Below are 22735 nucleotides of genomic sequence, written 5' to 3'. Positions count from 1 at the left end.
GGCATTCCCACGCAGAGCGTGGGAACGATCAGCAGCAGTGTCAGTTCCAGCCAGCGCGATCCATCATGCGGATTGCTTCGGCCTGACGCTTGCCGGCCACTTCCACCGGCAGGGTATCGGCCACGAACTTGCCCCACGCCGCCACTTCCTCTGAAGGCGCCACCGCCGGGTTGGCCGGGAATTCCTGGTTCACGTCGGCGAAAATCTTCTGCGCCTCAGGAGTGGTCATCCACTCCACCAGTGCCTTGGCCGCTTCCGGGTGCGGCGCGTGTTTGGTCAGGCCGATACCCGACAGGTTGACGTGCACACCGCGGTCAGCCTGGTTCGGCCAGAACAGTTTCACGCCCAAATCAGGCTTCTGCTTGTGCAGGCGACCGTAGTAGTAGGTGTTGACGATACCGACATCGCATTGACCCGCGTTGATCGCTTCCAGCACTGCGACGTCATCCGAGAACACGTCGGTGGACAGGTTGCTCACCCAACCCTTGAGGATTTTCTCGGTTTTTTCGGCGCCGTGGACTTCGATCATGGTGGCGGTCAGGGACTGGTTGTAGACCTTCTTCGCCGTGCGCAGACACAGGCGCCCTTCCCAGTTCTTGTCGGCCAGTGCTTCGTAGGTGGTCAGTTCACCCGGCTTCACGCGATCCGTGGAGTAAGCGATGGTCCGCGCCCGCAGGCTCAGGCCGGTCCAGGCGTGGGAGGCAGCGCGGTATTGCAGCGGAATGTTGGTATCGATCACTTGGGAGGTGAATGGCTGCAGGATGCCCATTTGCTCGGCCTGCCAGAGGTTGCCGGCATCGACCGTCAGCAGCAGGTCGGCGGTGGCGTTCTCACCCTCGGCCTTGATGCGCTGCATCAGCGGCGCTTCCTTGTCGGTGATGAACTTCACCTTCACCCCGGTCTTGGCGGTGTAGGCGTCGAAGACCGGTTTGATCAGCTCGTCGATACGCGAGGAGTAAACCACCACCTCGTCAGCGGCCTGGGCGGCGGTGCTGCCAATCAGGGACAGGGCGAGTGCGGTCAGTAGACGCTTCGGCAACATGGGAGCGATCTCTCGATTGAAAAAGTGAGGCCAAATGATAAGGACTCACATTTAGCTTCTCAATCAATCAGTTCGCGGAGGCGTTACCAGATGTTGCATCGTCAGAAATCTGCGGCGAATGTGCTCGCGATGAGGCCATAAGCCTCACCCAATACCTAGGCCTTGGCCAACGCGGGCAAATCCCCGGTCAACCCAAGCGCCTCACGCACAAACAACGCCTTGGCCTCGGGCATCTGCTCAACCATCTTCAACCCGGCATTGCGTAACCAGCGCACCGGCAGCGGATCAGCCTGGAACAACCGCTCAAACCCTTCCATCGCCGCCATCAGCGCCAGGTTGTGCGGCATGCGCCGGCGCTCGTAACGGCTCAGCACTTTGACATCCGCCAAGCGTTCACCGCGCTCAAACGCTTGCAGCAGTACTTCGGCCAACACGGCTGCATCGAGGAAACCAAGGTTCACGCCCTGCCCGGCCAGCGGGTGAATGGTGTGCGCCGCGTCGCCGATCAATGCCAGGCCTTCGGCCACATAACGCTTGGCGTGACGCTGACGCAGCGGCACGCACAGACGCGGGTCGGCGCTGAGCACGGTGCCGAGTCGCCCTTCAAAGGCGCGTTCGAGCTCGCGGCAAAAGCCGTCGTCGTCCAGCGCCATCAGGCGTTCGGCTTCACTCGGTGTGGTCGACCAGACGATCGAACACCAATCCTGCTGCCCATCACGCTCCAGCGGCAAAAACGCCAGCGGGCCGTTGTCGGTGAAACGCTGCCAGGCGGTCATTTGATGCGCTTTGGAGCTGCGCACACTGGTGACAATCGCGTGGTGCATATAGTCCCACTCGCGCGTCGCCATGCCGGTCAGGCGCCGAACGGCCGAGTTGGCGCCGTCCGCCGCAATCACCAACGGTGCGCGCAAGGTGCGGCCGTCCGCCAGGGTCAGCAGCCAGTCATCGCCCGAGCGACGCATCTGTTCCAGACGCGCATTGGCCAGCATCCCGAGATCGCAGTCGTGCAAACGGTCAAGCAAGGCGTCCTGAACCACTCGGTTCTCGACGATGTGCCCAAGCACATCGGCATGCACGCTGGCGGCCGAGAAATGGATCTGCCCGGTGCCGCTGCCATCCCAGACGTGCATGTCGGTGTAGGGGCTGCTGCGTCGTTTGGCAATGCCGTCCCACACGCCCAGGCGTTCGAGAATCCGCTGGCTGGCCGCCGACAAGGCGCTCACTCGCGGTTCGAACGGTGCCTGGTCATCGAAGGGTTTGACGCTCAGGGGGCTGCCGTCCAGCAACAGGACTTCCAGCCCGCTGTCCTGCAACGCCAGCGCCAAGGCGCTGCCGACCATTCCGGCCCCGACAATCAGCAGATCTGCGCGCATGTCCATGCTTTAAACCTGTCTCGCTTGCGGCTTGAGCCGCACGTAAAGGGTTTTTTCGACCCGCGCCACCAAGGTGCCGGCGCCGTCGTGAATATCGACCTGCAATTGCGGCAGGTACTTTTCGCCATCGGCCGTTTGCCGACGGATCTCGTCGAGCAAGGTCTCGTCGATGCGGAATCTGGCGAACACCGGGCCTTTGCCCGGCGAAATGAAATCGATGTCAGCGGCTTTGTCCCAGACGATGTAACGGTGCCCGAGGTTTTCCATCAGCATCAGCATGTAGAACGGGTCGACCATCGAATACAGGCTGCCACCGAACTGGGTGCCGACGTAATTGCGGTTGTACCAGCTCAGGCCCATGGACACCGTGATGTCGCGAAAGTCATCGCTGATGTGCCGCACCCGAACCCCGGCGCCCATGTACGGCGGGTAAAAGGACATGAACCAACGCATCAACCGCGCCTTGCCGAACCTGCTCGTCAGCCACTTAAGCATCGGGGCGTGTACCCAGACCCATGGCCTGCCGGGCGAACCAGCGCTTGGCCGGCGGCAGCAGATCGAGACCAAGCAGGCCGAGATTGCGGCCCAGCGACACCAGCGGCTGGGTGCTGCCGAACAATCGGGTGACCTGATCGGAGAAGCCCACCGTCAGGTTTTGATCCAGACGCTGGCGCTCGCGGTAAGCCTGCAAGGTGGCAAAGTCGCCCGGCCCGTTCTCGCTGGCCAACAAGGCCTCCGCCAAGGCTTGGGCATCACGCAGCGACAGGTTGAAACCCTGGCCGGCAATCGGGTGCAGGCTGTGAGCCGCATTGCCGAGGATCGCCAGATGTGGACGCACCTGCTCTTCCGCTTCGATCAGCGTCAGCGGGTAAAGATGACGTGCGCCAACCTGTTTCAACGTGCCGAGGCGATAACCGAACACACCCTGCAACTCGCTGAGAAAGCTCTTTTCATCCAGTGCGGCCAGCCGCTGTGCATCCATACCCAGACGGGTCCAGACCAAGGCGCAGCGGTTGTCCGGCAGCGGCAACAGCGCCATCGGGCCGTCGTCGGTGAATCGCTCGAACGCCATGCCGTTGTGTGCTTCGCTCGGCGTGATATTGGCGATCAGCGCGCTCTGGTTATACGGACGCTTCTTGATGCCGATCCCCAGTTGCTCGCGCAGGCCCGAACGGCCACCATCCGCCAGCACCGCGAGGTCGCATTCCAGGGTGGTTTCATCATTGAGGGTCAGGCGGTAGCCATCGCTCAGCGGTTCCATGCGCGTGACTTCCGCCGGGCAACGCCAGGCGACCACGTCCTTGTCCAGACCTTGCCAGAGGCATTGGCCAAGCCAGGCGTTTTCCACCACGTAACCCAACGCAGGAACGCCTTCTTCCATCGCCGACAATCGTGCGGTGGAAAAACGTCCACGGTCAGAGACATGAATCTGCTTGATCGGCTCGGCGCGGCGGGAGATTTCCTGCCACACACCCAACCGTTGGTAAATCTGTTTGGCGCCATAGGACAGCGCCGAGGAGCGGGCGTCGTAGCTCGGCTGATAAGTATCGCCGGGAGCAAAGGGCTCGATCAGGACGATCTTCCAGCCACGCGCTTTAGCCCCGGCCTGCAATGCCAAGGCGAGACTGGCGCCGACCAGGCCGCCACCGATGATTGCCAGATTGACCCGGCTCATGCTGCTTGTGTCCGCGCTTGCGCCATCAGGGCCTCGATGTCGGCGACCGTTTTCGGCACGCCTTTGGTCAATATTTCACAACCGGTCTTGGTCACCACCACGTCGTCCTCGATGCGTACGCCAATGCCGCGCCATTTCTTCGCCACGTTCTGGTTGTCCGGGGAAATGTAGATCCCCGGCTCCACCGTCAGCGCCATGCCGACCTCCAGCACCCGCCATTCACCGCCGACCTTGTACTCGCCGACGTCATGCACATCCATCCCCAGCCAGTGGCCGGCGCGGTGCATGTAAAACGCTTTGTAGGCTTCGCTGGCGATCAGTTCGTCGACGTCACCCTGCAACAGGCCGAGCTTCACCAGCCCGGTGGTAATCACCCGGACCGTGGCTTCGTGCGCCTGATTCCAGTGTTTGTTCGGGGCGATTTCGGCGAAGGCGGCTTCTTGCGAGGCCAGTACCAACTCGTAGATCGCTTTCTGTTCCGGCGAATACTTGCCATTGACCGGCCAGGTGCGGGTGATGTCGCTGGCGTAGCAGTCGATCTCGCAACCGGCGTCGATCAGCACCAGGTCTCCGTCCTTGAGCACCGCGTCATTCTGCTGGTAATGCAGGATGCAGCTGTTGCGCCCGGCGGCGACAATTGAACCGTAGGCCGGCATTTTCGCGCCGCCCTTGCGGAACTCGTAATCGAGTTCGGCTTCGAGGCTGAACTCGTGCAGCCCCACGCGGCTGGCCTGCATCGCGCGGATGTGCGCCTGGGCGGAAATCCGTGCGGCTTCGCGCATCACCTTCACTTCTGCCGCCGATTTATACAGGCGCATGTCGTGAAGCAGATGATCCAGGGCAACAAATTCGTTCGGCGGCTGGGCACCGAGGTGCGCTTTAGAGCGGATCACGTTGATCCAGTCCATCAGGTGCCGGTCGAATTCGGGGTTGCTGCCCATGGCCGAATACACCCGGTCGCGCCCTTCGATCAGGCCCGGCAGGATGTCGTCGATGTCGGTGATGGGGAAAGCGTCGTCGGCGCCAAAGTCGCGGATCGCGCCTTCCTGGCCGGCGCGCAAACCATCCCACAGCTCTCGTTCGGCGTTGCGCTCACGGCAGAACAGGATGTATTCGCCGTGGGCACGCCCCGGCATCAACACGAGGACCGCTTGAGGCTCGGGAAAGCCGCTCAGGTACTGGAAATCGCTGTCCTGGCGATAGACGTGCTCGACGTCGCGGTTGCGGATGGCGACCGCGGCGGCGGGCAGGATCGCGATGCTGTTGGGTTCCATCTGCGCCATCAGGGCCTTGCGGCGACGGCTGTATTCCGATTTCGGGATATGAATCATGGGCAGATGGCTTTTCCTGGCACGCGATTAATGCAACGACGGTTTGGCGGCTGGCGGCACGTCCGCTTTCTTGGTTTCGGAGAACAGCAGCAGCGGCGCGACGCGCAGGTATTCCATGACTTCCATGTAATCGGTTTCGCCGTCTTCGGACTCTTCCAGGGCATCTTGCACCTGAGAAATGGCCGCCAGGTCCTGCAATACTTCGGTGGCTTCAGTGCTGAGTGTGCTGCTGTCCCGGCAGTTCAAGCCGAAACCGCTGAGGAAGCCCTGGCACCACTCACCCAGTGCGACGGCACGGTCAGTCAGGGGGGCGTCATCGGTCGGCAGCAGCAGAACAACGGTCACGTCGTCGCCGGTCAGCTCGCCCTTGACCATCTCCTGCAAGCCGATCAGGGCATTGCGGACATTGTCCTGCGGTTCGCTTTCCAGCAGTTCGGCGGCATCGATCAACCACTCCTCGGCATTGAAGCCGGCACCGGCGCAACTGCGGCCGAGCAACAGGCCATGCAGTTCGGCAGGCGAGACGTTATGACCGCTGGAGGTCAGCAGTGTGGCGAAGGCTTGGTACGGGGAATTCTGAATGGTCATGGGCAGCTAGGCGCCAGACGGCGCTATGTCTAGAATGAAGGCCTTGTATCCTACATCGACAGACTCGCCAAGACTATTAAAGGCTGTCCGCCAGCTACCCCCATCAAGCACACATTCAGTGGACACAATGGAAGACACCGACCTGCAAGCGCTGATGGCCAGACTCGAACTGCTAATTAGTCGAGTCGAGCAACTAAAGAGCCAAAACGGACTCTTACTAGCTCAGGAAAAGACCTGGCGCGAGGAACGCGCGCACCTCATTGAAAAAAACGAAATCGCCCGGCGTAAGGTTGAATCGATGATTTCGCGCCTCAAGGCCCTGGAGCAAGACTCATGAGTTCAAGCAATAGCGTTACCGTGCAGATCCTCGACAAAGAATATTCGATCATCTGCCCCCAGGAAGAACGCAGCAATCTGGTGAGCGCCGCCCGCTACCTGGATGGCAAAATGCGCGAAATTCGCAGCAGCGGCAAAGTCATCGGTGCCGACCGCATTGCCGTCATGGCCGCGCTGAATATCACGCACGACTTGTTGCACAAGGAAGAACGCCCGGATGTACAGGCCAGCGGCTCGACTCGCGAACAGGTTCGCGACCTGCTGGACCGCGTCGATCTGGTGCTCGCCACCGATCCGGACGTCACCAAGGGCTGAAACACGAAACCGCTTGGGGTATACTCGCTTCACTCCCTGGGGTGCTTGCCAGTTGACCACGTCCCTGAGCCGATTCGCACTACCCTGGAGGCTGCACGTTGGGCTGGTGTGCATGTCCGCTAGACGGAAAGCCTTAAAGCCTACTGCATCTTCCACCTTGAACTTTCGGGTTCAAGGGCTAAGTCAGCAGCGGTTCATCCGGGGAGCCTGATTTCAGTCCGATGCCGGTTTAAATACCGGCATCGGCTTTTTTACGGGTACGCTTTACGTATTCGTCCTGTCGAAGCCTGAATCCATGACCGAACCTGCGCTGCTGCCCCGCCCGCAACTTCGACGCATGCTGCGCAAGGCCCGTCGCGCACTGACACCCAGTCAACAGCGCCAGGCTGCTCGCGGGCTGTACAAGCAATTGGCCCAACAGCCGTTGTTTCGCCGCGCCAAGCACATCTCCCTGTACCTGCCAACCGACGGTGAAATCGACCCGCGCATCCTGCTGCGTGCCGCTCAACGCCGGGGCAAGGCCACGTATCTGCCGGTGCTCAGTGCCTGGCCGCGCACCAAAATGGTCTTCCAGCGCATTCGCCCCGGCGAAAAACTCAAACCCAACCGCTTTCGAATTCTCGAACCCCGGCACAACCTCGCCCGACAACGTAAAGTCTGGGCACTGGATCTGGTGCTGTTGCCGCTGGTGGGGTTTGACGATGTCGGCGGGCGTCTGGGCATGGGCGGCGGCTTCTACGATCGAAGCCTGGCGTACCTGGCCCGCCGCAAAACCTGGCGCAAGCCGACGCTGCTGGGGCTGGCCCATGAATGTCAGAAAGTCGAACGATTGGCTCAGGCGAGCTGGGATGTGCCGTTGCAAGGCACGGTGACAGACAAGGCGTGGTATTTCGCAGGGTAGACGCCACTGCGATCAGCGGCGTCCAAAAGACAGGTTTAGCGCTTGAACGCCGATGGCTGCTGTTGCTGCTGCGCGATTTCGATCGGCGCATCGGTCTTGTTATTCCACAGGCTTTGGGCATAACCGGTGGTTACGACGCCAAGGCCGAACAAAATAACCAAAATCCATAGTAAATCCGGTTTGCGTTTCATCGATTGCCCCCCAAAGGCACATCAACACGATGACAGCAGCGGTTCCGTTTCAGGTGTAGGCCGTGCAGCAGCGTCAAGCTTAGAAGGCCGGCATTTTGCGACAACGTGAACTGACACGCAAACGCTGGCGTCAACCGACTGTCGGTTTGTCATAAAATTGCCTGACAACCTGTCCACTCACCTCGCAAGGAGCAAAATCCATGGCCTATTGGCTGATGAAGTCCGAGCCCGACGAACTCTCGATCAAAGGTCTGGAGAAACTTGGCCGAGCGCGCTGGGACGGGGTTCGTAACTATCAGGCGCGTAATTTTTTGCGCGCCATGGCGGTCGGTGACGCGTTTTTCTTCTATCACTCCAGCTGCCCGGAGCCGGGAATTGCCGGCATTGGAAAAATTGTCGAAGCGGCGTATCCGGACCCGACGGCGCTGGAGCCGGAGAGTCATTACTACGATCCAAAGGCCAGCGCCGAGAAAAACGCCTGGAGCGCAATTGATGTCGAGCATGTCGAGACGTTTGCCAAGGTGTTGAAGCTGGATTATTTGAAGCAGCAAGCGGCGTTGGCCGAGATGCCACTGGTGCAGAAGGGGTCGAGATTGTCGGTGATGCCGGTGACGGCCGAGCAATGGGCAGCGGTACTCGATTTACGTTAAATCGGGCAGAACCACCCGGTCATCCTCTTTTCTGCGCTCAATAGCGTTAGGCTTGGTCCTCAGTTGACTGGTATCAACTCGCCCCGGCGTTCGATCAACCAGACTAGGACGCAACAGCCGCAGGATGCCCGCATGTCTACGCACAGTCGCTCTTCAATATTGTTTGCCAGTGCTTTAGTGATACTGCTGCTGGGCGCCGGGGGCTTTGGCTACTGGAAGTCGATGCATGACCGCTTGCCCGAAGGCTTGTATGTCGGCAATGGCCGCCTCGAAGCCACCGAAGTACAGATCGCCAGCAAAACACCCGGGCGACTGGCCGAAGTACTCGTCGATGAAGGCGACAAGGTCAGCAAAGGCCAACTGCTGGCCCGCATGGACACCCGTACCCTTGAAGCCCAACGCAACCAGGCCGAAGCCGAAGTATTGCGCGCCCGGGAGAACCTCACCGCCGCACAAGCCAACGTGCAATTACGCCTGAGCGAGCAACTGCTCGCCCAACAGGAACTCAGTCGTTCCGAGACGCTGTTCAAACACGGTTTCGTGAGCGGTCAGATCATCGATCAGCAGCAGGCGCGTATTGGCACGGGCAATGCCGCCGTTGCAGCGGCCCGCGCACAAGAGTCTGCGGTCGGTGCTGCCATTGGCGCTGCGCAAGCGCAAGTCGCGCAGTTGAACAGTGAAATCGACGACAGCAGTTTGCGAGCCCCTATCGACGGAGTGATCCAGCTGCGCATGGCCGAACCGGGCGAAGTGCTCGGTGCGGGCGGACGCGTATTAGTGCTGATCGACCCGAACGATCAATACATGAACCTCTACCTGCCGACCTCCGTGACCGGACGCCTGGCGGTGGGCGATGAAGCGCGAATTTTGCTTGATGCCCTGCCCGACCGCCCGCTGCCGGCGAAGGTCAGCTTTGTCGCGGCCAAGTCGCAGTTCACCCCCAAAGAAGTCGAGACCCGCGATGAGCGGCAAAAACTCGTGTTTCGGGTCAAGTTACGTTTGACTGATCCCGGGACCATGCCCCAGGCCAAACCCGGCATGCCCGGCGCCGGTTATGTGCGCACCGCCCCTGTTGGCTGGCCGGCTAATCTGCAATGACCAGCCTGGCGGTTCAAGCTTGCGCAATCGAACATCGTTACGGCACATATCAGGCGCTGAATGACATCACATTCAGCCTGCCCGCCGGAACCCGGTGTGGGTTGATTGGTCCCGATGGGGCCGGCAAATCGAGTCTGCTGGGACTGATCGCCGGCGTGAAAAAGCTGCAGCAAGGGCAACTGAATGTACTCGACGGGGCGATCCAGGACCGCCGCCATCGCAACACCCTCTACGCGCGTATTGCCTTCATGCCCCAAGGCCTGGGCGGCAACCTTTACCCTGAGTTGTCGATCAGCGAGAACATTCAGTTTTTCGCCACCTTGTTTGGGCTGTCAAAAGCCGAATGCAATCAGCGTATGCACAATCTGTTACTGGCCACCGACCTGTTGCACTTCGCCGATCGACCGGCAGGCAAATTGTCCGGTGGCATGAAACAGAAGCTGGGCCTGTGTTGTGCGCTGATCCATGAACCGGACCTGTTGATCCTCGATGAACCGACAACCGGCGTCGATCCGTTATCCCGTCGGCGGTTCTGGGAGCTGGTTGACGATGTGCGGCGCCAGCGTCCACAACTGACGTTATTGGTCGCCACCGCCTATATGGAGGAAGCCGAGCAGTTCGAACATTGCCTGATGCTTGATGGCGGCAAGCTGATTGCCACTGGGTTGACCAAGGAATTACGGGCTGTAACAACGAGCGGCAAACTCGACGAAGCCTTCACCCATTATCAGGGCGACGGCAGCCATGACCCGCAGCCTCTGGTGATTCCACCGGGAACCGGCACCGCCACCGATATCGCCATCGAGGCCCACGATCTGACCCTGCGCTTCGGCGACTTCACTGCCGTAGACAAGGTCAGCTTCGCCATCGGTCGTGGCGAAATCTTTGGCTTCCTCGGGTCCAACGGCTGCGGCAAAACCACCACAATGAAAGTCCTGACCGGGCTGATACCGGCCAGCGAAGGCAGCGCCACGCTGCTGGGCAATCCGGTGGATGCCAAGGATTTGGCCACCCGCAAACGCGTCGGGTTCATGTCGCAGAGCTTTTCGCTGTATGGCGAACTCAGTGTGCGGCAGAACCTGGAGCTGCATGCACGGCTGTTCGATTTGCCTAAAGTCGACAGCGCACAACGCATCGAAGAGCTGATCCAGCGTTTCAATCTGGGCAGCGTGTGCGAACAGCAGTCCGCAGCATTGCCATTGGGCTTGCGCCAACGCCTGTCCCTGGCGGTAGCGGTGCTGCATCGGCCGGAAGTCTTGATTCTCGACGAACCGACCTCCGGTGTAGACCCGGCGGCACGGGACGATTTTTGGCGACTACTGATCGAGTTGTCCCGAGAGCAAGGTGTGACCATCTTCCTCTCTACCCATTTCATGAACGAAGCCCAACGCTGCGATCGCATCTCGTTGATGCATGCCGGCAAGGTACTGGCTTGCGATACACCGGCAGCCCTTCAACAACAATTCAAAGGTGAGACGCTGGAAGCTGCGTTCGTCACCTGCCTGGAGCAAGCCCAAGGCACCTGCGAACCACCCAAACCGGCAGAGCCTGCAAATGCGCCTGTCACGCCGGCCACGCCCCTGAAGGATCGCGGTTTCAGTCCCGGCCGCCTGATGGCGGTGGCCAGTCGTGAGGGCAAGGAACTGCTGCGTGACAAAGTGCGGATGGCGTTTGCCCTGCTCGGGGCCATCTTCATGATGGTGATCTTCGGTTATGGCATTTCCCTGGACGTCGAGAAGCTCGCGTTCGCTGTCTACGATCAGGATCAGACACCACAGAGTCGCGCGTACCTGGAGGCCTTCCGCGGCTCTCGGTACTTCGACGAGCAAGCGCCCATCCAGGACGCCAAAGAACTGCATCGTCGCCTTCAGCGCTCTGAAATCAAACTGGCACTTGAGGTGCCTCCCGGTTTTGGCCGGGATCTGTACGCCGGACGCCAACCTGCCGTGGCGGCCTGGCTCGATGGCGGTATGCCGTTTCGCGCCGAGACAAGCCGCAACTACGTCGAGGCGGTGCACCAGGCCAATATCGAACAACTGGCCGAACAAAGCAGCCCGGCGTTGAGCCGGCCAGCTGCCGCCCGACTGGAAACCCGCTTCCGCTACAACCAGGACGTGGTCAGCGTCAACGCCATCGGGCCCGGCGTCATGGCGCTGATTCTGGCGTTCATCCCGGCCATGCTCACGGCGCTGGGCATCGTGCGGGAGAAAGAACTGGGTTCGATCACCAACTTCTACGCCACACCGCTGACTCGACTCGAGTTCCTGTTGGGCAAACAGGCGCCCTATCTGGCAGTCAGCCTGATCAACCTTGCAGTGCTGGTCGCGATGAACCGATGGCTGTTTGGTGTGCCGTTCAAGGGCAGTTTCCTGACCCTGGCCTTCGGCGGGCTGCTCTATGTATTGGCGACAACCAGCATGGGTTTGTTGATTTCGGCCTTCACCCGAACCCAGATCGCCGCCATCCTCGGCACCATGATCATTACCAGCCTGCCCACCATCCAGTTTTCCGGCCTGATCGTGCCTCGTTCCTCCCTCGAAGGCGCTGCCGCCACAATGGGGATGCTGTTTCCGGCCGGGCACTTCCTTGATATCGCTGTAGGCACTTTCACGAAGGCTCTGGATATACGCCAGCTTTGGCCGCAATGCCTGGCGCTGTGCGGATTCTTCCTCGGGTTCACCGGGCTCAGCCTGGTCATGCTGAAAAAGCAGGAGGCCTGATGCACAAGTTTGCGCACATTCTGCGCCTGGGTCTCAAGGAACTGACAAGCCTGCGACACGACAGCGTGCTGCTGCTGTTTCTTTTTTACGCCTTTACGGTGGCGATCTACATGCCGGCTGCGGGCTCGGTAATTGGCGTACATAACGCCAGCGTGGCAATCGTGGATGAAGATCACAGCCTTGTGTCGCGACAACTGGCGCAGGCGCTGCAACCTCCGGAATTCCAACGGCCGGTCTTGTTGCCGTACGGGCAACTGGACCAGGTCATGGACAGTGGCAAGTACACATTTGTCATCAATGTGCCGGCAAACTTTCAGACCGACCTGCTGGCCGGTCGTCAGCCTGCCGTGCAAGTCAATGTCGACGCCACCGCCATGAGCCAGGCATTCATGGGCGCGGGGTATATAGGGCGAATTTTCCAGCGCGAGTTGTTGACCTACAGCGGTCAAAGCGATGTGGCGAGCAAAGCGCCCGTAATGTTGACCACCCGCTCCCTGTTCAACAGCAATCTGGAAGGCGGCTGGTTTCTGGCGGTGATTCAAATCGTCAACAACATCACGATCCTCGCCATCATTCTGACCGGCACAGCACTGCTGCGTGAACGGGAACACGGCACCCTCGACCACCTGTTGGTGCTACCGCTGACGGCGCTGGAAATCATGCTGGCGAAAATATGGAGCAACATGCTGGTGGTGGTGCTGTGCACCTGGCTGTCGCTTGAGGTGATAGTCAAAGGCGCGCTCGGTGTGCCGCTGGCCGGCTCCCTGAGTTTGTTTTTGCTGGTGACGGCGGTCTATCTGTTCGCCAGTACCGCACTGGGGATCTTTCTCGCCACCCTGGCTCGCTCGACGCCGCAATTCGGACTGCTGGCCATTCCGGTGATTATCCCGATGTTGCTGTTATCCGGCGGCAGCACACCGCTGGACAGCATGCCGCAATGGCTGCAATGGGTGATGCAGGGCTCGCCATCAACGCATTTTGTCAGCCTGAGCGCCGCCATTTTGTTTCGCGACGCCGGGTTGAGCGTGGTCTGGCCGGACTTGCTCGCGCTCACTGCCATAGGGATGCTGTTCTTTGCGATAGCGCTGATGCGGTTTCGCAAGAGTCTCGCGTCCTGAGGGGCCGAGTCGCCCCCTTCGTGAGCAAGCCCGCACACATTGGAGATGTGGCGTTCACAAAACCAATGTGAGAACGAACCTGCTCCGGGCGGCGTTCCGACGATGAGGCCAGCCCGGACAACGAATGACTTATTGAATGATGAGGTTGTTGAACAACAAATCTTCAACCACCGGCTTGCCGGTTTCGTCGTTCATCACTTGCTGAGTCTGCTTCAGGGCTTCCTGGCGCAGTTTTTCCTTGGCTTCGACGTTGCTCATCGTCTCGGCAGTCTGCTGTGCAAACAACGCCACCAGCTGATTGCGGATCAACGGTTCGTTGGCCTTCACCGCTTTGGTGGCGTCATCACCGGTCACGCGCAAGGCCACATCAGCCTTGTAGACCTTGAGCTTGGGCGTACCGTCCAGCCCGTAGTTACCCACGAACGGCGGGCTCAGGGTGATGTAATTGACCTTCGGAGCTTCACCTTCTTTGGCTTCTTCGGCCATCGCTGCCACAGGCAGAGACAGGGCCAGCAACAACATGATCCACGCTTTCACAATTCGCTCCTTATCCGGTTTGCGGCCTAGCATAACGACCCGCCGCTCAAGCACAAGCTTATGGCTGACTATCAGGGTCGGGCATGCTCGTTGACCCATCGACTCACACACCTACACTTATCGGCCATCACTCCCAAAGGAATAGCCCTGATGAAAGCCGTGCTGTGCAAAGCCTTCGGCCCTGCCGAATCGCTGGTGCTGGAAGACGTCGCCAGTCCTGTTGCGAAAAAGAATGAAATCCTGCTGGACGTGCACGCCGCCGGGGTGAATTTCCCGGACACGCTGATCATCGAGGGCAAATACCAGTTCAAACCGCCCTTCCCGTTTTCACCGGGCGGTGAAGCGGCCGGCGTGGTCAGCGCGGTGGGCGAAAAGGTCAGCCACCTCAAGGTCGGCGATCGCGTCATGGCCCTGACTGGCTGGGGCAGCTTTGCCGAACAGGTCGCCGTGCCAGGCTACAACGTGCTGCCTATTCCATCCTCGATGGATTTCAACACCGCGGCCGCCTTCAGCATGACCTACGGCACGTCGATGCACGCGCTCAAGCAACGGGCAAACCTGCAACCGGGCGAAACTTTGCTGGTTCTCGGCGCTTCCGGCGGCGTAGGCCTGGCCGCCGTGGAAATCGGCAAAGCCATGGGCGCCCGCGTGATTGCCGCCGCCAGCAGCGCTGAAAAACTTGCCGTGGCCAAGGCGGCCGGTGCTGACGAACTGATCAACTACAGCGAAACCAGCCTCAAGGACGAGATCAAGCGCCTGACCGATGGCCAGGGCGCCGACGTGATCTACGACCCGGTTGGCGGCGACCTGTTTGACCAGGCCGTGCGCGCCATCGCCTGGAACGGCCGCCTGTTGGTGGTCGGTTTCGCCAGCGGACGCATTCCGGAATTCCCGGTCAACCTCGCGCTGCTCAAAGGTGCGGCCGTGGTGGGTGTGTTCTGGGGTTCGTTTGCCCAGCGCCAGCCGCAAGACAACGCGGCGAACTTCCAGCAACTGTTTGGCTGGTTTGCCGAGGGCAAGTTGAAACCGTTGGTGTCGCAGGTGTATCCGCTGAGCAATGCGGCGCAGGCGATCAATGATCTCGGCCAGCGCAAGGCGGTCGGGAAAGTCGTGGTTCAGGTTCGCTGAGCCGGAACATGCGGTCTGGAGTGTCCAGACCGCATTTTTATTGGCCGGGACTAAAGCAACGTCCGAACGTCCTCCGGCAGCAAGCTCACATACCTGCGCATCGGACTCGCCCGGCATTCCCTGACGATTCTAAATGCCTTTCCTGCAGAACGCCGCGACGTCCCATTCCACCGCAGGACATTTCCCAAAGCCTCGTCCTACCCGGACTGAAATGCGTCGTTAACGCCTGCAAAAGACATTTCCCACACCGCCCTTCACTTATACCTGTGCGACATGTTCATAAAGGAACACTCGATTGCCCACATTTCCGCTGTTTTGCTAATGCGAACCGGTGCTATTTTCGGTAACGAAACTGTAACATTCGCATCCGCAGTCAAAACAAGAAATCTGGAGCTCTTGAATGTTTGCTTTCTTTCGCCCTGCCGCACATCAGGCTCCATTGCCTGACGAACAAATCGATGACACGTACAAACGCCTTCGCTGGCAGATCTTTGCCGGGATATTCATTGGCTACGCGGGTTACTACCTGCTGCGCAAGAACTTCACCCTGGCGTTTCCGGACCTGATTGCCCAAGGCTACACAAAGGGTCAACTGGGCGTGGCCATGTCGGCGATTGCCATCGCCTACGGCCTGTCCAAGTTTTTGATGGGTATCGTGTCCGACCGCTCCAACCCGCGTTACTTCCTGCCCTTCGGCCTGGTGGTCTCCGCCGGGGTCATGTTCGTGTTCGGTTTCGCACCTTGGGCAACGTCCAGCGTAACCATGATGTTCATCCTGTTGTTCATCAACGGCTGGGCACAAGGCATGGGTTGGCCGCCAAGTGGCCGGACCATGGTGCACTGGTGGTCGCAGAAAGAACGCGGTCAAGTGGTGTCGGTGTGGAACACCGCGCATAACGTGGGCGGCGGTTTGATCGGTCCGTTGGCGATCCTCGGCATGGGCTGGTTCAACGACTGGCACAGCAAATTCTATGTACCCGCCGCCGTGGCGCTGCTGGTCGCCGTGTTTGCCTTCATTGTGATGCGCGATACACCGCAATCGACCGGCCTGCCGCCGATCGAGAAATACAAAAACGATTACCCCGACGGCTACGACGCCAGCCACGAAGAAGAATTCAGCGCCAAGGACATCTTCGTCAAATACGTGCTGCGCAACAAAATGCTCTGGTTCATCGCCCTGGCCAACGTTTTCGTCTACCTGCTGCGCTACGGCATCCTCGACTGGGCGCCGACCTACCTCAAAGAGGTCAAGCACTTCGACTTCGACAAGACCTCGTGGGCTTACTTCCTGTACGAGTGGGCCGGTATTCCGGGCACGCTGCTGTGCGGCTGGATGTCGGACAAGATCTTCCGTGGCAACCGTGGCCTGACCGGCATGGTGTTCATGGCGTTGGTGACCGTCGCGACGATCGTGTACTGGCTGAACCCGCCCGGTAACCCGATGATCGACATGATCTCGCTGTTCGCCATCGGCTTCCTGATCTACGGCCCGGTGATGCTGGTCGGCTTGCAAGCGCTGGAACTGGTGCCGAAGAAAGCTGCCGGTACTGCCGCGGGCTTTACCGGTCTGTTCGGTTACCTGGGTGGTTCAGTCGCGGCCAGTGCCTTGATGGGCTACACCGTGGACTATTTTGGCTGGGATGGCGGCTTCATTCTGCTGGTGGTGGCCTGCCTGCTGGCGATGGCGTTCCTGGCGCCCACGCTGGGCCACAAGAACGTCGCCAGTCAGACCCGCGAAGCGATCGCCTGATCGGATTTTGATTTGCAGCGTTTGAGTCGCGCCTCCAGATTTCGGTCCGGCATGGCGTGGCTACGCAGGGCGTGGGCGGTCTGCTCGACATAATCGCGAGTGGTGCCGTAGCGCCCGCAAGCGTTTTCAAACACCTGGCTCAGCACGTGATCCGGCAAGTTGCCGGCATAGCTGGGCAGGTGGCGCTCCAATACAAACCCCAATGCCTGAACCTGGCTTCCGTCTTCAAGACGGCAGTTGAGCCAGTGTGGGCGATAGGACGGGAATGGCATTTCACGTTGCCACAGCGCATAAAGTGAGGCTTCAAGTTGTTCTTCGGGCAAGCGATAAGCGAAGCCGCTGCAAGAACCGCCACGATCCAGACCAAACACCAGGCCTGGCACTTCGGGCGTGCCGCGATGTTCGTGGGACCACAGGTACAAACCGCGATGGTAACCATGCACCCGGCCGCGCTTGCGTTCTACCGCGGCGCATTCAGGACGCCAGATCAGCGAACCGTAAGCGAACAACCAGACCGGCCCGCCCTTGTGGCGCGCCATGGTTGACTGCATGGAGCAGAGTAATTGTTCGTGCGTGAGTTGCGGCCCCAGATCGAGCCGCGGAGGGTAAGCCAGATTCAAAAAAGCAGATTCAACGGCATTCATGGCAATGGAGTTTCGGCCCTGCGAGTATTGCAAAATGTAAGCAACATTAACGTTATAGAACATATAGCAGTAATGGTGAAACGAAAAGTGCTAAAGGACGTATGCCCAATAAACAACAGAAGGGTTCAGGAACTGTTCATATACCCTAAGGTAATCTTGGCAATATTCTAAATACCAGAATGAAATATACATAAGCCATAGGCTCGATCAGATAGAACGCTACTGCCAGACTCCTCCTACATCCTCTTCTGATTTTCCGCCTGCTCGTACGCTGACGGCTATCACAAGAGACTGAATGATGAAAAAACCGTGGATTTACGGACTACTGGCAATGCTCTTGGCGCCGCTTTCACTGGCTGCCGAGACACCCCCCAAGGACACCGGCTCCTGGTATCTGCAGACCAGTGTTTACACCAAACACTATTCGCCCGACCCCGAGCACAATAACAATCAGGACCTGATTGGCCTTGAACGTGAGGCCCCGTCAGGCTGGGTGTTGGGCGGCGCCACTTTTCGCAACTCGTTCAGCCAGCGGTCTTATTACGCCTATGCGGGCAAACGATACGAGAGCGCCAACTATCCGGTGTATATAAAACTTACCGGTGGTCTCCTGGAGGGTTACAGCGGCAAGTATCAGGACAAGATCCCATTGAATCACTTCGGGGTGGCGCCGGTGATCATCCCCTCACTCGGCGCGCATTACGGACCGCTGGCGGCCGAACTGGTGTTGCTCGGCTTCAACGCCGCCATGGTGACGACTGGCGTGCGCTTCTGACACGCCACAATGGCCTAGGATCTTGGCGCATACGCAAACACATCCGCACGCATTTGATGAGCATCCATCCCGGCTTCCACCAACGCATCCAGCGTGCCGTAGACCATGGCCGGTGAGCCGCTGGCGTAGACATGCAAGGCTTTGAGGTCCGGGAAATCCTCACACACCGCCTCATGCAGCATCCCGCAGCGCCCCTGCCAACCGCACTGATCACTGACGACCCTGTGCAGGAACAGATTGGGCAGCTTCAACCATTCATCCCAATGCTCGATCTCGTAAAAGTCTTCAGGACGACGCACGCCCCAGTACAGGTGCACCGGGTGCTTGAAGCCGCTGGCGCGGCAGTGTTCGATCAGACTGTGGATCTGGCCCATGCCCGTGCCAGCGGCGATCAGTACCAACGGGCCATCCGGCAATTCCGCGAGATGGGTATCGCCGAAGGGCAGTTCGACTCGCACCATCCGATTGCGTTGCAGCTGCTCGATCAGGCTCAGCGCACTGCTTTCGCGTGCCAGCACATGAATTTCCAGATCGCGCCCGCCATGGGGAGCCGAGGCCAGCGAGAACGCGGACTTTTCGCCATTCTCACGTTCGATCATCAAATACTGACCTGCGTGATAGCGCGGTGGCTTGCCGGCCGGCGCGCGCAGACGCACACGCCAGGTATCGCCGCCGACGTCCCTGCATTCAATGACCTGACACGACACGCTGCGCACCGGCAGTTCTCCCAGCGCAAGCACGCCATCCCACAGCAAAATGCAGTCTTCCAGCGGCTCTGCTATGCAAGTGTAGAACTCGCCATGGTCGTGCACATTGCCGCTTTGTTCGACCCGCCCTTCCACCAGCAACGCCGCGCACACGTGGCAATTGCCGTTGCGGCAGCTTTGCGGGCATTCATAGCCCAGGCGCCGCGCACCATCGAGAATCCGCTCGCCGGGCAGAATATCCAGCACCGCTCCGGAGGGCTGCAAGGTTACACGCATCAATCTATTCCTAACTGATTCCAGATGGCATCGATCCGTTGGGTCACGGCGTCGTCCTTGACGATCACCCGGCCCCACTCGCGAGTGGTTTCGCCCGGCCATTTATGCGTGGCATCCAGGCCCATTTTCGAGCCCAGGCCTGAGACCGGCGAGGCGAAGTCGAGGTAGTCGATCGGCGTGTTGTCGATCATCACCGTGTCGCGCTTGGGGTCCATGCGCGTGGTGATGGCCCAGATCACGTCGTTCCAGTCCCGCGCGTTGATGTCGTCATCGGTGACGATAACGAACTTGGTGTACATGAACTGTCGCAAAAACGACCAGACACCGAGCATTACCCGCTTGGCGTGCCCCGGATACGACTTCTTCATGGTCACGATGGCCATGCGGTACGAGCAGCCTTCGGGTGGCAGGTAGAAATCGGTGATTTCCGGGAACTGTTTCTGCAGGATCGGCACGAACACTTCGTTCAGCGCCACGCCGAGAATCGCCGGCTCATCCGGCGGACGGCCGGTGTAGGTGCTGTGATAGATCGGCTTGATCCGGTGGGTGATGCGCTCGACGGTGAACACCGGGAAGCTGTCGACTTCGTTGTAATAACCGGTGTGGTCGCCGTACGGGCCTTCATCGGCCATTTCGCCCGGATGGATCACGCCTTCGAGGATGATCTCGGCAGTCGCCGGAACTTGCAGGTCGTTGCCACGGCACTTCACCAGCTCGGTTCGGTTGCCGCGCAGCAGACCGGCGAAGGCGTATTCGGAGAGGCTGTCCGGCACCGGCGTCACGGCACCGAGGATGGTCGCCGGGTCAGCGCCCAACGCCACAGACACCGGGAACGGCTGGCCGGGATGCTTTTCACACCATTCGCGGTAATCCAGCGCGCCGCCACGGTGGCTCAACCAGCGCATGATGACCTTGTTGCGGCCAATCACTTGCTGACGGTAGATGCCGAGGTTCTGGCGGTCCTTGTTCGGACCTTTGGTGACGGTCAGGCCCCAGGTGATCAGCGGACCGACGTCGCCCGGCCAGCAGGTTTGCACGGGGAGCATCGCCAGATCGACGTCGTCGCCTTCGATGACCACTTCCTGGCACACCGCGTCTTTGACGACTTTCGGCGCCATGGCGATGATCTTGCGGAAGATCGGCAACTTCGACCAGGCGTCTTTCAGGCCCTTCGGCGGCTCGGGCTCCTTGAGGAACGCCAGCAGCTTGCCGATTTCGCGCAGCTCGCTGACCGCCTCGGCGCCCATGCCCATGGCGACCCGCTCGGGGGTGCCGAACAGGTTGCCGAGCACCGGAATGTCGTAGCCGGTCGGGTTCTCGAACAGCAGCGCCGGGCCTTTGGCCCGCAGTGTGCGATCACAGACTTCGGTCATCTCCAGCACTGGAGAGACGGGGATCTGGATGCGTTTCAACTCTCCGCGCTGCTCAAGCTGCTGCACGAAATCCCGAAGGTCCTTGAATTTCATTGACGATGGCACCCCTAAAATAGGCGTACATCCTACCTGCTCTGCCGTCCGCTGGCAGCTTATCGCTGATTACCTGACCGCATTTGAGTTGCCATTGCCGAGTGTTGCCCGGGCTTGCAAGCGCCTGAACAACGGCTCAAGTGCCGGCGCGATGAAGCGAGCCCCGACCTCGGACAGGTGATTGTCGTCGGTGTACAGCGAATGACCGTCGAGTTCGGCGCGGCAAAGACCTTCGTCATTACACAGCAGCGGTGCCGGATCGACCACGGTCACGCCCGGATTGGTGGCCGCTATTTGCGCGAACAACTGGCTGATGAAAGCCTGACGCTTGAAGTGCTCGGTCACCGGCAACCCAACGTCATCGGTTGGACGATGCAACATCGCCAGGCGGCTGAGGCGGTAAGGCGGACTGAACTGTTGCAGCGGCGCCTCCTTGACCAGCCAGACGCGATGCCCGCCATTGCGCAGTTGCCGGACGGTTGCCTGCAACCCTTCGGCCAGGCGTTGCTCGGCGATCGCCCGGTCATAACGGCCGCTGGAATCGCGCAGCACAAACCCGAGGTCGCCTTTCACATCGCCATAGAGGTACAGGCTCCAGCGTGCGACCAGCACGACATCGCCCACCGATTGTGGCTTCAAGGCCCGCTCGACCCGACGGTTGAAGCGGGCACACTGTAGCTCGTGTTCCAGCCCTTCAACCGGAATGCAGCCAGGGGAACTGGCGAGTATCACGCTGACCCCGTGTTTTTGCGCGCCGTCGTCGAATACCGGAATCAACGCCGTGGCATGACTGTCGCCCCAGACCAGCGCTTTTGATGCGGTCGGCGTGGACGTCCCGTAATGACAAAACAGCTTTTCGTCAGGGGTTTGGTCGTTGGCCAGGCAGCGCATCAGTTCCGGGCGCCATTCTTTCCCTTTGGCGTATTGCAGGGCCTGGTCGGGCAGGCGCACGGGCAAACCATCGGTCCAGCGCAACGTCTGTCCGGCCAGCCCCAGCACCAGCACACCACACGCCGCCGCGAGCAGAATCTGCCGACGCCCCGCCAACAATCGCCGCTCGCGCAACGGCGTTTCGACGAACCGCCACGACAGATAACCCAACACCAGACTGAGCAGAATCAACCCCGAAATATCGAACGGGCCTGGCTCATCGACACTGGCATAGCTGGCAAAGACAAATACCGGCCAGTGCCACAGGTACCAGGAATAGGAAATCAGCCCGAGCCCGACCAACACACGGCTGGCGAGCAAGGCACCGACCAGCGTTTGCCGATGACCGTTGGCCCAGATCAACGCCACCACACCCAGCGTCGGCAGCAACGCGGCTGCGCCTGGGAACGGTGTGCTTTTGTCATAGCAGAACACGGCCAGCAGAATCAGAGCGGAGCCGGCCAGGCTCACCACTTGCGCGCCCGTAGAGGTCAGACGCCAACCGGTTCTTGGCGCAACCGCCAACATGGCACCGGCCAACAACTCCCAGGCGCGCATCGGCAGCAGGAAAAAGGCTTTCTCGGGATGATGTGCCACGGCCCAGACGCTGAGCCCGAACGACACCAGCAACACGCCGAACAGCGCCAGTCGCCAATGCTTGAGGCGACTCGACAGCACCGTCAGCAGCAGCGGGAAGACAATATAGAACTGCTCTTCAACCGCCAGCGACCACGTGTGCAACAACGGCTTGAGGTCGGAAGCGACATCAAAATAACCGTCCTGACGCATAAACAGGAGGTTGGAAACGAACATCACCTGGTAACGCACCGAGCGGCCAAGCTCTTCGTAATCCTTGGGCGCCATCAGAAACCAGCCCACCGCCAGCACCGCGAGAATCATCACGAACAGCGCCGGCAGGATCCGCCGCGCACGACGTGCCCAGAAATCCACAAAGCTGAAGCGCCCGGCCTGGCGCTGATTCCAGATGATCGAGGTGATGAGATAGCCGGAAATCACAAAGAATATGTCGACGCCGACGAAGCCGCCGGTGAAGCCAGGAACACCAAAATGGAACAGCACCACCGCAATCACCGCGATTGCGCGCAAGCCGTCGATGTCCCTTCGGTAAGCAAGTGTGCTCATAAACAGGAATGCCAGTCAGTTGAAGTTGTTTGGGTCGCAGG

The 22735-nt window shown here is 60.0% G+C and carries 22 protein-coding genes and 1 other RNA gene; 11 read left to right on the top strand and 12 right to left on the bottom strand.

What is annotated here, in order from left to right:
• Positions 1-40 precede the first annotated feature (40 nt).
• The 6 genes from SB725_RS02035 to SB725_RS02010 form a co-directional block, all read right to left on the bottom strand.
• The gene (locus tag SB725_RS02035) at positions 41-1042 is read right to left on the bottom strand and encodes an extracellular solute-binding protein (RefSeq protein WP_027926462.1); all 1002 of its coding nucleotides are present in this window, start codon (positions 1040-1042) and stop codon (positions 41-43) included.
• Between the two features lie 155 nt (positions 1043-1197).
• Entirely contained in the window at positions 1198-2415 is a 1218-nt protein-coding gene (locus tag SB725_RS02030) for a 2-octaprenyl-3-methyl-6-methoxy-1,4-benzoquinol hydroxylase (RefSeq protein WP_177327633.1), read from the bottom strand.
• A 9-nt stretch (positions 2416-2424) separates the two neighbouring features.
• Positions 2425-2910, bottom strand: coding sequence for a DUF4442 domain-containing protein (locus tag SB725_RS02025; protein WP_027926460.1), 486 nt, complete (start codon positions 2908-2910; stop codon positions 2425-2427).
• Positions 2903-4090 carry a 2-octaprenyl-6-methoxyphenyl hydroxylase gene (ubiH, locus tag SB725_RS02020; RefSeq protein WP_027926459.1) on the bottom strand — a complete coding sequence of 396 codons (1188 nt, stop codon included), beginning with the start codon at positions 4088-4090 and terminating at the stop codon, positions 2903-2905. Before ubiH ends, SB725_RS02025 begins: the two co-directional genes overlap by 8 nt.
• Entirely contained in the window at positions 4087-5421 is a 1335-nt protein-coding gene (pepP, locus tag SB725_RS02015) for a Xaa-Pro aminopeptidase (protein WP_027926458.1), read from the bottom strand. The genes ubiH and pepP overlap by 4 nt, the downstream gene beginning before the upstream one ends.
• A 27-nt stretch (positions 5422-5448) precedes the next feature.
• Entirely contained in the window at positions 5449-6009 is a 561-nt protein-coding gene (locus SB725_RS02010; RefSeq protein ID WP_027926457.1) for a YecA family protein, read from the bottom strand.
• Between the two features lie 127 nt (positions 6010-6136).
• Between SB725_RS02010 and SB725_RS02005 the strand changes: the two genes are divergently transcribed.
• From SB725_RS02005 to SB725_RS01990, 4 genes are all read left to right on the top strand, one after another.
• Positions 6137-6346 carry a TIGR02449 family protein gene (locus SB725_RS02005; protein WP_007942437.1) on the top strand — a complete coding sequence of 70 codons (210 nt, stop codon included), beginning with the start codon at positions 6137-6139 and terminating at the stop codon, positions 6344-6346.
• On the top strand, positions 6343-6660 hold the full coding sequence (locus SB725_RS02000) for a cell division protein ZapA (protein WP_007942435.1): 318 nt from the start codon (positions 6343-6345) through the stop codon (positions 6658-6660). Before SB725_RS02005 ends, SB725_RS02000 begins: the two co-directional genes overlap by 4 nt.
• A 30-nt stretch (positions 6661-6690) precedes the next feature.
• A non-coding RNA gene (gene ssrS, locus SB725_RS01995) (6S RNA) lies at positions 6691-6869 on the top strand.
• Between the two features lie 86 nt (positions 6870-6955).
• Positions 6956-7561, top strand: coding sequence for a 5-formyltetrahydrofolate cyclo-ligase (locus SB725_RS01990; RefSeq protein WP_027926456.1), 606 nt, complete (start codon positions 6956-6958; stop codon positions 7559-7561).
• Positions 7562-7596: 35 nt separating this feature from the next.
• On the opposite strand, the gene SB725_RS01985 is transcribed toward SB725_RS01990, so the two are convergent.
• On the bottom strand, positions 7597-7752 hold the full coding sequence (locus tag SB725_RS01985; RefSeq protein WP_172825923.1) for a hypothetical protein: 156 nt from the start codon (positions 7750-7752) through the stop codon (positions 7597-7599).
• A 200-nt stretch (positions 7753-7952) separates the two neighbouring features.
• On the opposite strand from SB725_RS01985, the gene SB725_RS01980 reads away from it, so the two are divergent.
• The 4 genes from SB725_RS01980 to SB725_RS01965 all read left to right on the top strand — a co-directional run bounded on the left by SB725_RS01980 (position 7953) and on the right by SB725_RS01965 (position 13338).
• Entirely contained in the window at positions 7953-8402 is a 450-nt protein-coding gene (locus tag SB725_RS01980) for an EVE domain-containing protein (protein WP_027926455.1), read from the top strand.
• A gap of 132 nt (positions 8403-8534) precedes the next feature.
• On the top strand, positions 8535-9500 hold the full coding sequence (locus SB725_RS01975) for an HlyD family secretion protein (protein ID WP_059181984.1): 966 nt from the start codon (positions 8535-8537) through the stop codon (positions 9498-9500).
• The gene (gene rbbA / locus SB725_RS01970) at positions 9497-12220 is read left to right on the top strand and encodes a ribosome-associated ATPase/putative transporter RbbA (protein ID WP_059181983.1); all 2724 of its coding nucleotides are present in this window, start codon (positions 9497-9499) and stop codon (positions 12218-12220) included. The genes SB725_RS01975 and rbbA overlap by 4 nt, the downstream gene beginning before the upstream one ends.
• Positions 12220-13338, top strand: coding sequence for an ABC transporter permease (locus SB725_RS01965; protein WP_027926452.1), 1119 nt, complete (start codon positions 12220-12222; stop codon positions 13336-13338). Before rbbA ends, SB725_RS01965 begins: the two co-directional genes overlap by 1 nt.
• Positions 13339-13467: 129 nt before the next feature.
• Here SB725_RS01965 and SB725_RS01960 read toward each other — a convergent pair whose 3' ends face one another.
• Positions 13468-13875, bottom strand: coding sequence for a flagellar basal body-associated protein FliL (locus tag SB725_RS01960; RefSeq protein ID WP_027926451.1), 408 nt, complete (start codon positions 13873-13875; stop codon positions 13468-13470).
• A 150-nt stretch (positions 13876-14025) separates the two neighbouring features.
• On the opposite strand from SB725_RS01960, the gene SB725_RS01955 reads away from it, so the two are divergent.
• Both SB725_RS01955 and glpT read left to right on the top strand, forming a co-directional pair.
• Positions 14026-15003 carry an NADPH:quinone oxidoreductase family protein gene (locus SB725_RS01955; protein WP_027926450.1) on the top strand — a complete coding sequence of 326 codons (978 nt, stop codon included), beginning with the start codon at positions 14026-14028 and terminating at the stop codon, positions 15001-15003.
• A 400-nt stretch (positions 15004-15403) separates the two neighbouring features.
• Positions 15404-16753 (top strand): glycerol-3-phosphate transporter, encoded by a 1350-nt coding sequence (gene glpT, locus SB725_RS01950; RefSeq protein WP_027926449.1) that lies wholly within the window; start codon positions 15404-15406, stop codon positions 16751-16753.
• Here glpT and SB725_RS01945 read toward each other — a convergent pair.
• Complete coding sequence (locus SB725_RS01945; protein WP_027926448.1) at positions 16729-17397, bottom strand: gamma-glutamylcyclotransferase; 669 nt, start codon at positions 17395-17397, stop codon at positions 16729-16731. The genes glpT and SB725_RS01945 overlap by 25 nt on opposite strands.
• 298 nt (positions 17398-17695) lie before the next feature.
• On the opposite strand from SB725_RS01945, the gene SB725_RS01940 reads away from it, so the two are divergent.
• On the top strand, positions 17696-18172 hold the full coding sequence (locus tag SB725_RS01940; RefSeq protein WP_027926447.1) for a hypothetical protein: 477 nt from the start codon (positions 17696-17698) through the stop codon (positions 18170-18172).
• Positions 18173-18186: 14 nt separating this feature from the next.
• Here the strand turns inward: SB725_RS01940 and SB725_RS01935 are convergent, their stop codons facing one another.
• The 3 genes from SB725_RS01935 to SB725_RS01925 all read right to left on the bottom strand — a co-directional run bounded on the left by SB725_RS01935 (position 18187) and on the right by SB725_RS01925 (position 22694).
• Entirely contained in the window at positions 18187-19155 is a 969-nt protein-coding gene (locus tag SB725_RS01935; RefSeq protein WP_059181982.1) for a CDP-6-deoxy-delta-3,4-glucoseen reductase, read from the bottom strand.
• The gene (gene ubiD, locus SB725_RS01930; RefSeq protein ID WP_007942423.1) at positions 19155-20621 is read right to left on the bottom strand and encodes a 4-hydroxy-3-polyprenylbenzoate decarboxylase; all 1467 of its coding nucleotides are present in this window, start codon (positions 20619-20621) and stop codon (positions 19155-19157) included. Before ubiD ends, SB725_RS01935 begins: the two co-directional genes overlap by 1 nt.
• Before the next feature lie 69 nt (positions 20622-20690).
• Positions 20691-22694 carry an acyltransferase family protein gene (locus SB725_RS01925; RefSeq protein WP_410921196.1) on the bottom strand — a complete coding sequence of 668 codons (2004 nt, stop codon included), beginning with the start codon at positions 22692-22694 and terminating at the stop codon, positions 20691-20693.
• Positions 22695-22735 lie beyond the last annotated feature (41 nt).

It is taken from the genome of Pseudomonas sp. SIMBA_041, assembly GCF_046535095.1.
In the GTDB taxonomy this organism is placed as follows: Bacteria; Pseudomonadota; Gammaproteobacteria; order Pseudomonadales; family Pseudomonadaceae; genus Aquipseudomonas; species Aquipseudomonas mucoides.
This window is presented reverse-complemented; position numbering and strand designations above follow the sequence as displayed.